The organism is Neobacillus terrisolis (assembly GCF_051233475.1).
Taxonomy (GTDB): domain Bacteria; phylum Bacillota; class Bacilli; order Bacillales; family Cytobacillaceae; genus Bacillus_BU.
The window spans coordinates 252,643-265,699 of sequence record NZ_JBKFGH010000006.1; the positions used below are offsets into that span (position 1 = coordinate 252,643).

The 13,057-nt window shown below is 38.4% G+C and carries 14 protein-coding genes; 9 read left to right on the forward strand and 5 right to left on the reverse strand.

Annotation, left to right across the window (positions count from 1 at the left end; all coding sequences use genetic code 11):
• Positions 1–132: 132 nt before the first annotated feature.
• A complete protein-coding gene (gene serA / locus ACI48O_RS05205; RefSeq protein WP_435560671.1) occupies positions 133–1,707 on the reverse strand; it encodes a phosphoglycerate dehydrogenase in 1,575 nt (524 codons plus the stop codon).
• 274 nt (positions 1,708–1,981) lie between these two features.
• Complete coding sequence (locus ACI48O_RS05210) at positions 1,982–2,230, reverse strand: ferredoxin (RefSeq protein ID WP_318508539.1); 249 nt, start codon at positions 2,228–2,230, stop codon at positions 1,982–1,984.
• A gap of 274 nt (positions 2,231–2,504) precedes the next feature.
• Between ACI48O_RS05210 and ACI48O_RS05215 the strand changes: the two genes are divergently transcribed.
• From ACI48O_RS05215 to ACI48O_RS05235, 5 genes are all read left to right on the forward strand, one after another.
• Positions 2,505–3,569, forward strand: coding sequence for a YpbB family protein (locus tag ACI48O_RS05215; RefSeq protein ID WP_435560672.1), 1,065 nt, complete (start codon positions 2,505–2,507; stop codon positions 3,567–3,569).
• Positions 3,560–5,044, forward strand: a complete 1,485-nt coding sequence (locus tag ACI48O_RS05220; protein ID WP_435560673.1) for a RecQ family ATP-dependent DNA helicase — start codon at positions 3,560–3,562, stop codon at positions 5,042–5,044. The genes ACI48O_RS05215 and ACI48O_RS05220 overlap by 10 nt, the downstream gene beginning before the upstream one ends.
• A gap of 14 nt (positions 5,045–5,058) precedes the next feature.
• Positions 5,059–5,667, forward strand: coding sequence for a CPBP family intramembrane glutamic endopeptidase (locus ACI48O_RS05225; protein ID WP_435560674.1), 609 nt, complete (start codon positions 5,059–5,061; stop codon positions 5,665–5,667).
• Positions 5,660–6,382, forward strand: coding sequence for a LysM peptidoglycan-binding domain-containing protein (locus tag ACI48O_RS05230; protein ID WP_435560675.1), 723 nt, complete (start codon positions 5,660–5,662; stop codon positions 6,380–6,382). Before ACI48O_RS05225 ends, ACI48O_RS05230 begins: the two co-directional genes overlap by 8 nt.
• 1,028 nt (positions 6,383–7,410) lie before the next feature.
• Entirely contained in the window at positions 7,411–7,869 is a 459-nt protein-coding gene (locus ACI48O_RS05235; RefSeq protein WP_435560676.1) for a YpbF family protein, read from the forward strand.
• Positions 7,870–7,910: 41 nt separating this feature from the next.
• Here the strand turns inward: ACI48O_RS05235 and ACI48O_RS05240 are convergent, their stop codons facing one another.
• From ACI48O_RS05240 to ACI48O_RS05250, 3 genes are all read right to left on the reverse strand, one after another.
• On the reverse strand, positions 7,911–8,480 hold the full coding sequence (locus ACI48O_RS05240) for a manganese catalase family protein (RefSeq protein WP_435560677.1): 570 nt from the start codon (positions 8,478–8,480) through the stop codon (positions 7,911–7,913).
• Between the two features lie 193 nt (positions 8,481–8,673).
• Positions 8,674–8,934: a spore coat protein CotJB gene (locus ACI48O_RS05245; protein ID WP_435560678.1), complete on the reverse strand. Its 261-nt coding sequence runs from the start codon at positions 8,932–8,934 to the stop codon at positions 8,674–8,676.
• Positions 8,931–9,161 carry a spore coat associated protein CotJA gene (locus ACI48O_RS05250; protein ID WP_435560679.1) on the reverse strand — a complete coding sequence of 77 codons (231 nt, stop codon included), beginning with the start codon at positions 9,159–9,161 and terminating at the stop codon, positions 8,931–8,933. The genes ACI48O_RS05245 and ACI48O_RS05250 overlap by 4 nt, the downstream gene beginning before the upstream one ends.
• Positions 9,162–9,401: 240 nt before the next feature.
• Here ACI48O_RS05250 and ACI48O_RS05255 point away from each other — a divergent pair, with 240 nt between their 5' ends.
• The 4 genes from ACI48O_RS05255 (at position 9,402) to ACI48O_RS05270 (ending at position 12,690) form a co-directional block, all read left to right on the forward strand.
• Positions 9,402–9,785: a hypothetical protein gene (locus ACI48O_RS05255; protein ID WP_435560680.1), complete on the forward strand. Its 384-nt coding sequence runs from the start codon at positions 9,402–9,404 to the stop codon at positions 9,783–9,785.
• A gap of 8 nt (positions 9,786–9,793) precedes the next feature.
• The gene (locus tag ACI48O_RS05260) at positions 9,794–10,597 is read left to right on the forward strand and encodes a metallophosphoesterase (protein ID WP_435560681.1); all 804 of its coding nucleotides are present in this window, start codon (positions 9,794–9,796) and stop codon (positions 10,595–10,597) included.
• Between the two features lie 72 nt (positions 10,598–10,669).
• Positions 10,670–11,248 carry a genetic competence negative regulator gene (locus tag ACI48O_RS05265; protein ID WP_435560682.1) on the forward strand — a complete coding sequence of 193 codons (579 nt, stop codon included), beginning with the start codon at positions 10,670–10,672 and terminating at the stop codon, positions 11,246–11,248.
• Between the two features lie 164 nt (positions 11,249–11,412).
• Entirely contained in the window at positions 11,413–12,690 is a 1,278-nt protein-coding gene (locus ACI48O_RS05270; protein ID WP_435560683.1) for a Glu/Leu/Phe/Val family dehydrogenase, read from the forward strand.
• Positions 12,691–13,057 lie beyond the last annotated feature (367 nt).

Below are 13,057 nucleotides of genomic sequence, written 5' to 3' on the forward strand. Positions count from 1 at the left end.
TCAATTCGATAGTTGGCCGCCTATTGATGGACTGTTTTAACGAAACATACAATCGGTGAAGATTACCAAAAAGCCCAGTTACTCTTGTGAAGTAACTGGGCTTTCAAATTGAAACGTCGAATGCGATCTGTTTTATAGATGAATTCGTCTAACGGTGACAATATCTCCACTTTCAGCTAGGTTTGCAACGAGGTCATCTGTTAGTGGTTTATCGGATGATAGAACCATAATGGCTTCTCCACCCGCTTCTTTACGGCCTACCTGCATGGTGGCAATATTAATTTCGTGATCACCCAAAATTTTACCTACACGGCCAATTACGCCAGGACGGTCCATATGCTTAATGATTAATAAATCACCTTCTGGAAGGAAATCGATATTAAAGCCATTTAGATTGACAATTCTTGGACCATAATGGTCAATATAGGTTCCTCTTACAGTAAAGTCTTGAACATCGCCTTTTACTGTAACGGAAATGGTGTTTCCATATCCAAAGGTATTTGTTCCTAGTTTTTCACCGATGGTAATTCCGCGTTCTTTCGCAACGAGGAGGGCATTGATTTCATTCACTGCCACATCAACTCGGTTTGTAAAGAATCCGGATAAGATCGCTTTTGTTAAATAGGAAATCTCTAAATCATTAACGGTACCTGCATAGGTGACGGAGATTTCATTTACACCTTCTTTGACACATTGAGAAATAGTCGAACCAAGTTGTTTACAAAGGGTATGGAATGGTTGTATTTTTTGGAAAATATCCTTTGACATAGATGGTAGATTAATAGCATTTGCCACAGGTTTATCTTCTAAGAATAAACGAACCTCTTTTGCAACTTGGATTGCTACATTAAGCTGTGCCTCTTTTGTGGATGCCCCTAAGTGTGGCGTATAAATCACATTATTAAATTTAAACAATGGATGTTCTCCTGGCGGTTCTGTTACGAATACGTCTAATGCCGCCCCAGCAACATGACCGTTTCCTAGATACACTTCCAATGCTTGCTCGTCGATAATCCCACCTCTCGCACAGTTGAGGAGATACACACCTTTTTTAGTTTTAGCAAGAGTTTTTTCATTTAGTAAACCTCTTGTTTCTGGTGTAAGTGGAGTATGTACTGTAATGATATCAGCGCTTTCTAATACTTCATCTAATGTGCAGCTGGCAACTCCTAGCTGGTTGGCCCGTTCTTTTGTCAGGAATGGATCAAATACGTTTACAGACATACCAAAGACTCTTGCCCGTTTAGCGATCTCAGAGCCGATTCTGCCCATACCAACAATCCCAAGCGTTTTTCCGTATAATTCAGTCCCAACGAAATCATTTCGTCTCCACTCTAATTTCTTTATGGACTCATAGGCTTGTGGAATCTTTCTCATAAGAGAAGCCATCATTGCAAAAGTATGTTCGGCAGTAGAAATGGTGTTCCCGTCAGGGGCATTAATAACCATAATCCCTCTTCTAGTAGCAGCTTGAACATCAATATTGTCGACACCTACACCAGCGCGTCCAACGATTTTTAAGTTTGGCATTTTATCCATTAGGTCTTCGGTTACCTTCGTGGCACTTCGCACTAATAAAGCATCAATTTGTGCTAATTGGACATCTGGGTCGGTAACTTTTTTCTGAATGATATTGGCTTCGGCCATATCTAATAGGGGCTGTAACCCCACTTCGCTAATGGCATCTGCTACTAATATTTGGTACATTATATTCATCTACCTTCCATAGTTTATAGGAACAATTTTAGGAATAATTTTCTGATTATTTTACTAAAATAATAATAGGATGTCAATTTAAAATCATTCACATCTTTAAAAGATGAATGCTGTACAGTAATAAAGTCTTTTATTGTCCTGTTTCGTTTTAACGAGAATTTTATCTTAAAAAAACATAAAATTCTCTTGTTTTGTTCCAGGTGCCATTACAAAGAAAAACCTCTTCTTAATGCGAAGAGGTTTTTCTGTGCAGTATAAACTATGTTTATTCAAACTTAGTAGCGTCACCATCGAATGCTTCGTCAGCAACTTTAATAGAATCAGTTGGGCAGCCTTCGAAAGCATCCATCATGTCGTCGATTAGGACTTCAGGAATTTCAACGATACCTTGGTTGTCATCAAGGGTAACAAATGCGATCCCTTCATCATCGTAATCATAAATATCTGGTGCAGCAGCTCCACATGCTCCACAAGCAATACAAGTTTCTTTGTCAACAATAGTGTATTTTGCCATGAAAAAACCCTCCCAATAGGTCAACAATTATTAAAATTTATTCCATTAACAGTAATGGAAAGCGTTCCCTACTCTATTTTAAAACTGTAAGCACAACTTTTCAATAGGAAAATAAATAAGAATCCTTATTCTGTACCTATTGTCTTTAATAAATTGCTGTAACAAAGCGTTATTATTCATGTTAAAATATATATATTGAAATCACCCGATAATAATTTTCTTGGAATATTAACACTATATTTTTTCCCTTATTTAGAACAGAAAAGGAGAAAAGATGGTCTTAACGTATCTTGAAACAATCATTCTTTATTGTATATCACAAATCCATGGCGAAAGAAGTATTTATTCAATCTTTCATTTGCTTAAAGGCAAGAAATCCTCACAAACGATTCAAGATGCTCATTTATTTCAATTGGCAAAACTATTTCAAACCTTTCCAGCTATTATGAGAGAAGAGTTTGAGGAGAGTATTGTCCGGTGTAAGCAAACAAATCTAGTAATGGAAATTTCTGATCAGCATTATATTTTAACAAGCAAGGGTCAAAGTGAACTAACGAAACAGTTAAACGAGTTTCCGTTGCCAAATTACCTTAATGGCTGGCATTACAATGCAAAGACCGTCGTTTTTTGGGAAAGACTATCCCTTCTTATCCAAGTTTGTTCAAACCTGGTTCATCAGAGGGCTGAATATATTCCTGTTCAGCGGAAAACAGATATACAACAGTGGCTGAAGAGATTTTTGCAGCAATCCTCCAAAGATCGGGAAGATTTAGCTAAGTCTTTATATCAGGAAATCGTCAGTTGCTTTGATACTGAACCTTCGTTGGAACCGGCTTTACTCGTTATTCGGTTAACGGGTTATGATAGAATTGGTCTAACCAGCCAACAGGCAGCTAACTTTTTTAAGCAGGAACATATGTATTATCAACTTTTGTTTATAAATTTTCTGCATTTTACCCTTGACACAATTCTTCATAATCCGATTGAATTTCCGCTATTATCGTCAATCATTGCTGATTTAAACCAACCTTATTCTTTTACGCTATCAACTAGTAAAACCTATACCTTGTTACAAAAAGGGTTCACGATCGATGAGATTGCCGTGATCAGGAAGCTTAAGCGAAGTACAATCGAAGACCATCTAGTAGAAATAGCCCTTTTTGATAAATCGTTTGATATTAATAACATTGTTGCACCAGAAAAGCAAAACAGGATATTAGCTGCGGCCGTGAAGGCGGAGTCTAAACAATTAAAACATATTCGCCAGCATGCTGAAGATGTTGAATATTTTGAGATAAGGCTTGTTATGGCAAAGTTTGGTGATTCAAAATGGAACTAACCTCAATTCTAAAAAAATACTTTCATTATGAAAAGTTCAGAGCGGGTCAGGAAGAAGTCATCTCCTCAGTTCTTGCCGGACATCACACTTTAGCCATGCTTCCTACTGGAACCGGGAAATCTTTATGCTACCAATTTCCGGGTTATTTATTAAAGGGACAAGTACTGATTGTTTCACCTTTATTATCATTAATGCAAGATCAGGTGGAGCAAATGAAGATGAAGGGAGAAAAAAAGGTTATTGCGATTAATTCCTTCTTAAATCCCCAACAGAAAAAAAACGCTTTATTAAACTTAAATAAATACAAGTTTATTTTTATTTCTCCGGAAATGCTTGGTGTGGATAGTGTAGTTAAGGCACTGGGGCAACAATTCATCTCACTTTTTGTGATTGATGAAGCCCACTGTATTTCACAATGGGGCTATGATTTTCGTCCTGACTACTTAAAATTGGGGGCCATTCGTCAGAAGCTCAATAATCCAATTACTTTGGCATTAACCGCGACAGCTACTAAGGAAGTAAGGGATGATATCAAAACATCCTTGGGGCTTAGCAGTTGTCAGGAAATTATCTACTCAGTTGACCGGCCGAATATTTCCATCAAAATAGAGAAAATGTCGGATCATACACAAAAGCAGGATCGGGTTTATGAATTAGTGCAGCAATTACAAGGTCCAGGAATTGTTTATTTTTCTAGTAAAAAAATGGCTGAACAAACCGCCGCTTTTTTACGTGAAAATGGCTTAACTAAAGTCATGGCTTACCATGGCGGATTAGAAATTGAGCAGCGGATCTTAATCCAACAACAGTTTATCAATGGACAACTGGATGTCATTTGTGCAACGAGTGCATTTGGGATGGGGGTCAACAAAGAAAATATCCGCTATATTATCCATTATCATTTGCCAATGCAAATGGAGTCTTATTTACAAGAAATTGGACGTGCCGGAAGAGATGGTCATGATAGTATTGCCATTTTGCTCTATACCCCTGGTGATGAGGTTTTGGCGATTCAACTATCTGAAGGCGAGCTCCCTGCAAAAGAGCAAATCGAATATTTCGCTCTTCTCACTAAAGATAAGCACGAGCAAATGTCTGAATTTCGACTCGAAGAATGGAAAATGATCGTTGGCTTTACTGATACGCAATGGCGGATTGTCCGTGAATTTTTAGATTTGGCCGTCACAACCAAAATAGACAGTCAAATTCAAGAATTAACTCATTTTGTAGAAAACCGAATTACATTAAAACGCGCAAAAATTTCTGCCATCACCAATTGGATTCATTCACAGGAGTGCAGAAGAAGGGCCATCCTTAGCTATTTTGGGGAGGAGCCGGTTACCAAAGCCAGTAATTGCTGCGATAATTGCGGGATAAATGATGATCCGTTTCTCGCTAAAGGCGAAGGCGAGAGCCGGGAAGATGAAACATTATTCAATTGGAAGTCATATTTGTCAGATATTTTATTAAATTAAGTGGGAAAAACAAAATGAAAAATCGTTATAATGAATTAATAAAAGAACTATCAGAGAAGGAATTATTATTTCATCTTTACCTCACGCAATTGATTTTATTTATTATTTCGTTCATCATTGGAATTTTTTTGATTGATGATTACTCCGCTTTTTTTCAATTATTTGATTGGAGTGATTCCAATGTTTACTTGGTTGGAGGTGGAGCCGCTCTTGTTGTAGTCATAATCGATACATTGCTGACTAAAATACTTCCGGAGCATTTCTATTTCGACGGTGGTTTAAACGAGAGGATTTTTCAAAATAGGAATGTAGTGCATATTGCTATTATTGCAAGTTTAGTAGCATTTAGTGAAGAAATATTATTTCGGGGTGTCATTCAAACCCATTATGGACTAATCATTTCCAGCATTCTTTTTGCCTTAGTCCATTATCGTTATCTTTTTAATTGGTTTTTATTTTTAAATATCATTCTACTAAGTTTTTTAATTGGTTATTTATATGATGTTACTGAAAATTTATCTGTAACCATTTTTATGCATTTTCTTATTGATTTTCTTTTAGGCTTAATGATTCGCTTAAAACATAACAAATTAGAAAGAACAGGAAGAGATGTTCATGAATAAAGAGGCACCATATCGGCAGAAAACAGATCATACTCGGCGAAGAATAGGCCGTACTACAATAACGGAGGGCGCATCCACTTCAGGAAAATTGCCTCCACGCAGTGAAATCCATCATCAAAAACGGAAAAAAAGCAGCAAAAAGGTTAGTTTTCCGTTAATACGGATTCAAGTCATATTTTTTATCTTGTTACCTATTACTATTTTTGCTTTATATACTTATCGGGATCAGATTTTGCCAAGTGAAAAAACGCCTGTATCTGAGGAAAAGAGCGGTTATGAAACGATTACAGTGGATAATGAGGATAGCGCTAAGAATTCCACAAAGGATACTCAAAAGTCTGACTCAGAAGAAAAAGCACCAGAAACGAATCAAACTGGTGCAGAGGAAGATAATACAGGCAGTTCCACAACGGACAATAACGAACCAATTGCAGAAGAAAACAATCAATCTCCTTCACCACAATCCGATGTCACAACAAGTGGAGATGCAGCTCAGCAGCAAACGGTTGTCAATGATGCAAGTGGGGCTAACGCTACCCCGGAGACCAATACTGTAGAAATAAAACAGCATACGGTTCAGACGGGTGAGACCTTGTATCGTATTGCAATGAAGTATTACCAATCGAAAGATGGAGTTGACATTATTAAGAAGGCTAATAATCTTACTAGTAATGAAATCCGTGTTGGGCAAGTTTTAAAAATCCCAATCCAATAGTCTATTTAAACTCCATTTTCGTCTTGAATGGAGTTTTTTTTTATTAGTGAGCACAAGGGGGAATGTACAAGATATTTGGTCATTCACTAAACAAAAAGGACCGGGCGGTTTTATGCCCGGTTTTTCTTATTGAAACCTCGCTCAGGGACATTTTCATAGGTGTTGGAAGACCTTTTGTCCTTGAGAGCCTCGCTTAAGGACATTTTCATGGGTGCTGGAAGAACTTTTGTCCTTAAGAGCCTCACTCAAGGACATTTTCATGGATGTTGGAAGAACTTTTGTCCTAGAGAGCCTCGCTCAAGGACATTTTCATGGGTGTTGGAAGACCTTTTGTCCTTGAGAGCCTCGCTCAAGGACATTTTCATGGGTGTTGGAAGACCTTTTGTCCTTGAGAGCCTCGCTCAAGGACATTTTCATGGGTGTTGGAAGACCTTTTGTCCTTGAGAGCCTCGCTTAAGGACATTTTCATGGGTGCTGGAAGAACTTTTGTCCTTGAGAGCCTCGCTCAAGGACATTTTCATGGGTGCTGGAAGAACTTTTGTCCTTGAGAGCCTTGCTCAAGGACATTTTCATGGGTGTTGGAAGAACTTTTGTCCTTGAGAGCCTCGCTCAGGGACATTTTCATAGGTGTTGGAAGACCTTTTGTCCTAGAGAGCCTCGCTTAAGGACATTTTCATGGGTGCTGGAAGACCTTTTGTCCTTAAGAGCCTCACTCAAGGACATTTTCATGGATGTTGGAAGAACTTTTGTCCTAGAGAGCCTCGCTCAATGACATTTTCATGGGTGTTGGAAGAACTTTTGTCCTAGAGAGCCTCGCTCAAGAACATTTTCATGGGTAAAGGAAAAACATTTGTCCTCCCCTGGCTATGTTAAAGAACAATGTTGATTTTAAACACGCTGTGGATTGGAGTACCTAGAGCGGAAATCCACAGCCAAATTTAACACAGCTATCCTATAAAACGACTACTTCCTTTGTTCATATTTCGATGGACAAGAACATAAGATGGTAATGGACAGGGGGGAATAAAATGGATCATTCGATTTTGATGCTCGATGAACGAACCGATCTCGTTACAAAACAGATGCTAAATAATGTAGTAAAGCGAAAAAAGAAATATGATCAATTTAAACAAAAGCATCTTTTGGTCATGTCGGCTACGTTGTTCTTTTCATTTTGCTATTTAGTATATTTATATATTACTGTCGTTAATCCCTATTCATATTCCTTTTCCGCTATGTTTTCAGCTTATGTAAATAATATTTTAAATTTATATTTTCTTATCATAACCCTTGGAACATATGGTCTGATGAACCTCCTCCGTGAAAAGAGGGATAAGGCAGAAAAAGAATTCCATGCTCTTAGGTGTGAGATTATTGATAAAAGCAAGGATTTATGGAAGAAAGAAGAAGCGTGGTCTAATCGCCATCTCGTTTTTGAGATGATGAAAAAAAACTTTGACATCAATTTATACCATGAAAATAAATGAGGCTGTCATAAAAATGAACAGCCCCGCCAGGATATTAGATTTTAGAAAAACTGTTTTTTGCCTTGTTCTTCTTTTAATATTTCAACTGCCTCTCGAAATCTTTGGGAGTGGATAATTTCTCTTTCTCTTAAAAATCTTAAACCATCATTTAAATCAGGATCATCACTCATATTAATAATCCATTGATAAGTAGCTCTTGCTTTTTCTTCTGCCGCTATGTCTTCGTATAAATCGGCAATGGGGTCACCTTTTGCCTGTATATAGGTGGCAGTAAATGGCACGCCTGCAGCATTATGATAAAAGAGGGCATTATCATGGTTAGCGTAATGGCCGTCTAATCCGGCTGCTATCATTTGGTCAGGAGTAGCATCTTTTGTCAGTTTATACACCATGGTTGCAATCATTTCTAAATGGGCAAGTTCTTCTGTCCCTATATCCGTTAATAAGCCTATTACCTTATCAGGAATGCTGTACCGTTGATTTAAATATCTAAGAGCAGCGGCCAATTCTCCGTCTGCGCCTCCATATTGCTCAATCAAAAATTTGGCTAATTTAGGATTACAGCAGCTAACCTTGACAGGATATTGGAGCTTCTTTTCATATACCCACATAAAGCCATAAACCTCCTTTTATAGGTTTTCTCCCGGCGCCGGTCGCCCCTGTGCGAGCCGTCTCCGCTTTTATAATATCCAGCTTCAGCGGCTAGGGGCTCGGGTCATAAGCCAATCTGACCAAAAGGTCAAAAAGCGACCTTTCGGCCAGCTCGTCTTATGCCGGTCGCCCCTGTGCGAGCCGCTTCCGCTTTTATAATTGCCACGGCCATGGGGGATCGTTCCAATTCCATGGATATCCAGAATAGCTATTGCCGTATTGCATCAGGGGACCAAACTGACTTTCAAATAATTTTTTTAATCTTTTTCGTTCTTTTGCACAGGAATTAAACTGGTTGATTGCTTCAGAATCTTGAGGATGGGTATCTAAATACAAAGTAAGCTCAACCAGGACGAAGTCAACAGCCTGAAGTTGTTCCATTAATTGATAAAATTCAGGAGGCACCTGTTTCATGACGGATTACTCTCCTTTGCTCGTTCATATGGGCTGAACCAAGGGTCATAAAATGGTTTCCATAAAGTCCCCGCTCGGAGCGCCTCGTGAGGCGAAAATTGTGGTAAATTTGGCGGCTGAAATCCAATATATAGATTCGGTGGAGTGGAAAAGGTTTTAACTTTTATCGGTGGACATGGATCAAATGGACTTGAATAGGGATAATAATTCTTTCTAACTGTAAACATAACTACCTCCCCTTTAAATTTTATTATTTTACAAAGAAGGCTAATATCAACTTGAATAAACTTAGATGAAACATTATTCCAATGCTAGAAAGGAACTACGTCATTTAATTCTATGCAAAAGTTTTTTTAATCATGAACATTGATATCGGTCTTTATTTAGGTTTAGCTTATTGTAAAACGAAATTTAAATATGGATAAAATAGTGAAGACCCTTCATAGAGTGGTATAGGAGGGATTTTTGTGTTTATTATTATTTGTCAGTTAATTTGCGGACTTATTTGCGGATTTTTAGTGATTAAATGGATCCCATTTACACTTCCAATCGAACTATCAGAGCTATTTGTTTCATTTGTATTAGATCCGGTTGAATTTTTTGCAGCATCAGTGGTGTTTATAATCGGGACTATTATCCATGGCAATCTCATAAAATACATATTCACATTAACGGTTGCTTTTATAAGGAAACAACATGGTTCTTATGTTAAATTGATTTTAAGCTATGGGGCGGTTGTGAATTTTTTAATTTTATTTAAACTAAGTTTTTGGCATGCATTAGCTTTTTTATGTTTTTCGTTCGTTTATGGTATGATTTCGATAGATTTTAGTAAGGGAAGGGTTTATTAGGTGGAAATATGATTTTCATTAGCTTTATGTTGGGGTTTGCGATTCTTTTCCTTATTTTTATGGTAAAAGAGGCATTTACCAATAGAATTTTGAATCATGAACTATCCTTTTCGGAGTTCCCGGAGAGTTTTAATCCAGTTACTATCTTTTTTATATCTGATATTCATCGACGTGAAATATCAGATTACGTAATTACTGAAGCATTGGGTAAGGCTGATATGGTTATTATTGGCGGTGATTTAACAGAACATAAAGTCCCTTTTCAAAGGGTGAGAAAAAATATCGAGAAATTAACAACAATTGCTCCAGTTTATTTTGTTTGGGGAAACAATGATTATGAGGTCGATACCAAATTATTACATTCTATGTTATTGGATTTAGGTGTAACGGTTTTAAGAAATACTGCAACCTCCTTTGAATCGAGGGAGGGTGATTTTTTTCATTTAGTAGGAATTGATGATGTTGGTACGGAGCGAGATTGTCTAAATGATGCTCTACTGGCTGCAAAAAAAGAGGGTTTTCGATTATTAGTTAGTCATAATCCTGAAATTATTGATAAGATTATCCCAGAACATAATATCCATTTTGTTTTATCAGGTCATACACATGGTGGACAAATTCGTATATTTGGTTATGGCCCCTATGAAAAAGGGGGTATAAAGAAAATAGCGAATACCATTTTATTCGTTAGTAACGGCTATGGGACAACCGCTCTGCCGCTTAGATTAGGAGCAAAGGCTGAAACTCATCTTATTACGATTAAACACAGTGCTAAAAACAATCAGCTTCTTCGAAAATCTACACTTAGCTGAAAACAAATCACCTTCTAAGAAATATCACATACATTACCATAAGAGCTTTTGTTCATGGCAGGGGGCTGCATCATGCGCTTGGAAAGATTAACATACAACAAAATAAAGTTTTTTCTTACGTTTGATGATTTGTATGACCGAGGTTTATCCAAAGATGATATTTGGAGAGATTCTTTAAAATGGCATCAATTATTCCATGATATGCTCGAAGAAGCTAATGAGGAGTTTGGTGTGGAGATACAGGGTACGATTGCTGTAGAAATATTTTCTCTTCAAGCCCAAGGGATGGTTATGATTTTAACAATGGAGGAATCAGACCAAGAAGAAGAATCTCTTGATGATGTCTTTATCGAAATGCAGGTAACAGTTGATGACTGTGAAGAAATCTTGTTTGAATTTTCTAGTATTGAGGAAGTCATCCAATTGTCAAAACGATTTAGCACGATGAAAGTTAATGGCGGAGGCCTGTATGCAATGAATGATAAATATTATCTTCTATTTGAAAATATCGAGGCAGAAGAAAAAAATAAACTAATTTCCGTGCTTGCGGAATATGGTGATCCTTCTCTTCTCAGTATCCACCGCTTAATCGAATATGGAAAACAAATAGTAAAACAGAATGCTATTGAAACAATTGTGAAATATTTCTAAACAGGGGCAGTATGCCTCTTTTTTATTATTGATAAATTATTAAGGGTGTTGTTATCTAAAAATAGTTTATTTATTAAATGTTATCTTGCATAAATCATTATTAAATGTATACTATGTCAATAAAGCGGACATAGCCGCTACAGTGAACATTAGGAGGTTTCACAATGGTAGCCGATAACGGTTCTGATCATAAAAATAAAGAAGGTAAACATGACGTTCTTAAATCAACTCAAACAGTCATTCATAGAGCTCTAGAAAAATTGGGATACCCAATAGAGGTTTATGAGCTTCTTAAAGAACCTTTGCGTATGTTGACAGTGAAAATTCCCATTCGGATGGATGATGGCTCTGTAAAGATTTTCACCGGATATCGTGCTCAGCATAATGATGCAGTGGGGCCGACTAAAGGGGGGATTCGGTTTCATCCGAATGTTTCAGAAAAAGAAGTGAAGGCGCTATCCATTTGGATGAGTTTGAAATGCGGAATAGTCGATCTCCCATATGGAGGGGGAAAAGGCGGAATTGTTTGTGATCCCAGAGATATGTCTTTTAGAGAATTGGAACGATTAAGCCGCGGGTATGTAAGAGCGATCAGTCAAATTGTTGGACCGACAAAGGATATTCCAGCTCCAGATGTTTTTACAAATTCACAAATAATGGCCTGGATGATGGATGAATATAGTCGAATTGATGAGTTCAATTCTCCTGGCTTTATTACGGGCAAGCCCTTGGTTTTAGGGGGCTCACATGGCAGAGAATCCGCGACTGCCAAAGGAGTGACCATTTGTATCCGTGAAGCAGCAGCGAAGAAAGGAATCAATCTTCAAGGTGCTCGTGTTGTGGTGCAAGGCTTCGGTAATGCAGGAAGTTACTTATCAAAATTTATGCATGATGCTGGCGCAAAGGTAATTGGTATTTCCGATGCCTATGGCGGCCTTCATGATCCAAAGGGATTAGATATTGATTATTTACTTGATCGGCGCGATAGCTTTGGAACGGTGACAAAATTATTTAACAATACGATAACGAATAAGGAATTGCTCGAGTTGGATTGCGATATTCTTGTCCCAGCCGCGATTGAAAATCAAATCACTGCTGAAAATGCCCATAAAATAAGAGCCAGCATCATTGTTGAAGCAGCTAATGGTCCAACAACATTGGAGGCAACGCAAATCTTATCAGACCGGGACATATTAGTCGTCCCTGATGTACTAGCTTCTGCAGGCGGAGTGACCGTTTCTTATTTTGAGTGGGTTCAAAATAATCAAGGCTATTATTGGTCGGAGGAAGAAGTCGAAGAAAAACTTGAAAAAGTTATGGTGAAGGCCTTTAATAATATATATCAAACGGCTCAAACCCGGCGAGTCGATATGCGCTTAGCGGCCTACATGGTCGGCGTAAGAAAAATGGCTGAAGCCAGCAGATTCAGAGGCTGGATCTAAGAAAAGCGGAAGCGGCTTGCCCAGGGGCGACAGGCTTAAGACGAGCCAGCCGAAAGGTGGGTTTTACCTTTTGGGTGGATTGGCTTAAGACCCCGAGCCCCTAGCCGCTAGAGCTGGACAGAGAAAAGCGGAAGCGGCTTGCCCAGGGGCGACAGGCTTAAGACGAGCCAGCCGAAAGGTGGGTTTTACCTTTTGGGTGGATTGGCTTAAGACCCCGAGCCCCTAGCCGCTAGAGCTGGACAGAGAAAAGCGGAAGCGGCTTGCCCAGGGGCGACAGGCTTAAGACGAGCCAGCCGAAAGGTGGGTTTTACCTTTTGGGTGGATTGGCTTAAGACCCCGAGCCCCTAGCCGCTAGAGCTGGACAGAG

Coding starts and splice junctions, on each gene's coding strand:
- ACI48O_RS05230 (WP_435560675.1), top strand. CDS start 5,660: ATGAATAAAGAGGCACCATATCGGCAGAAAACAGATCATACTCGGCGA.
- ACI48O_RS05250 (WP_435560679.1), bottom strand. CDS start 9,161: ATGTTTACAGTTAGAAAGAATTATTATCCCTATTCAAGTCCATTTGAT.
- ACI48O_RS05265 (WP_435560682.1), top strand. CDS start 10,670: ATGCGCTTGGAAAGATTAACATACAACAAAATAAAGTTTTTTCTTACG.
- ACI48O_RS05270 (WP_435560683.1), top strand. CDS start 11,413: ATGGTAGCCGATAACGGTTCTGATCATAAAAATAAAGAAGGTAAACAT.
- serA (WP_435560671.1), bottom strand. CDS start 1,707: ATGTACCAAATATTAGTAGCAGATGCCATTAGCGAAGTGGGGTTACAG.
- ACI48O_RS05240 (WP_435560677.1), bottom strand. CDS start 8,480: ATGTGGGTATATGAAAAGAAGCTCCAATATCCTGTCAAGGTTAGCTGC.
- ACI48O_RS05210 (WP_318508539.1), bottom strand. CDS start 2,230: ATGGCAAAATACACTATTGTTGACAAAGAAACTTGTATTGCTTGTGGA.
- ACI48O_RS05220 (WP_435560673.1), top strand. CDS start 3,560: ATGGAACTAACCTCAATTCTAAAAAAATACTTTCATTATGAAAAGTTC.
- ACI48O_RS05260 (WP_435560681.1), top strand. CDS start 9,794: ATGATTTTCATTAGCTTTATGTTGGGGTTTGCGATTCTTTTCCTTATT.
- ACI48O_RS05215 (WP_435560672.1), top strand. CDS start 2,505: ATGGTCTTAACGTATCTTGAAACAATCATTCTTTATTGTATATCACAA.
- ACI48O_RS05235 (WP_435560676.1), top strand. CDS start 7,411: ATGGATCATTCGATTTTGATGCTCGATGAACGAACCGATCTCGTTACA.
- ACI48O_RS05245 (WP_435560678.1), bottom strand. CDS start 8,934: ATGAAACAGGTGCCTCCTGAATTTTATCAATTAATGGAACAACTTCAG.
- ACI48O_RS05225 (WP_435560674.1), top strand. CDS start 5,059: ATGAAAAATCGTTATAATGAATTAATAAAAGAACTATCAGAGAAGGAA.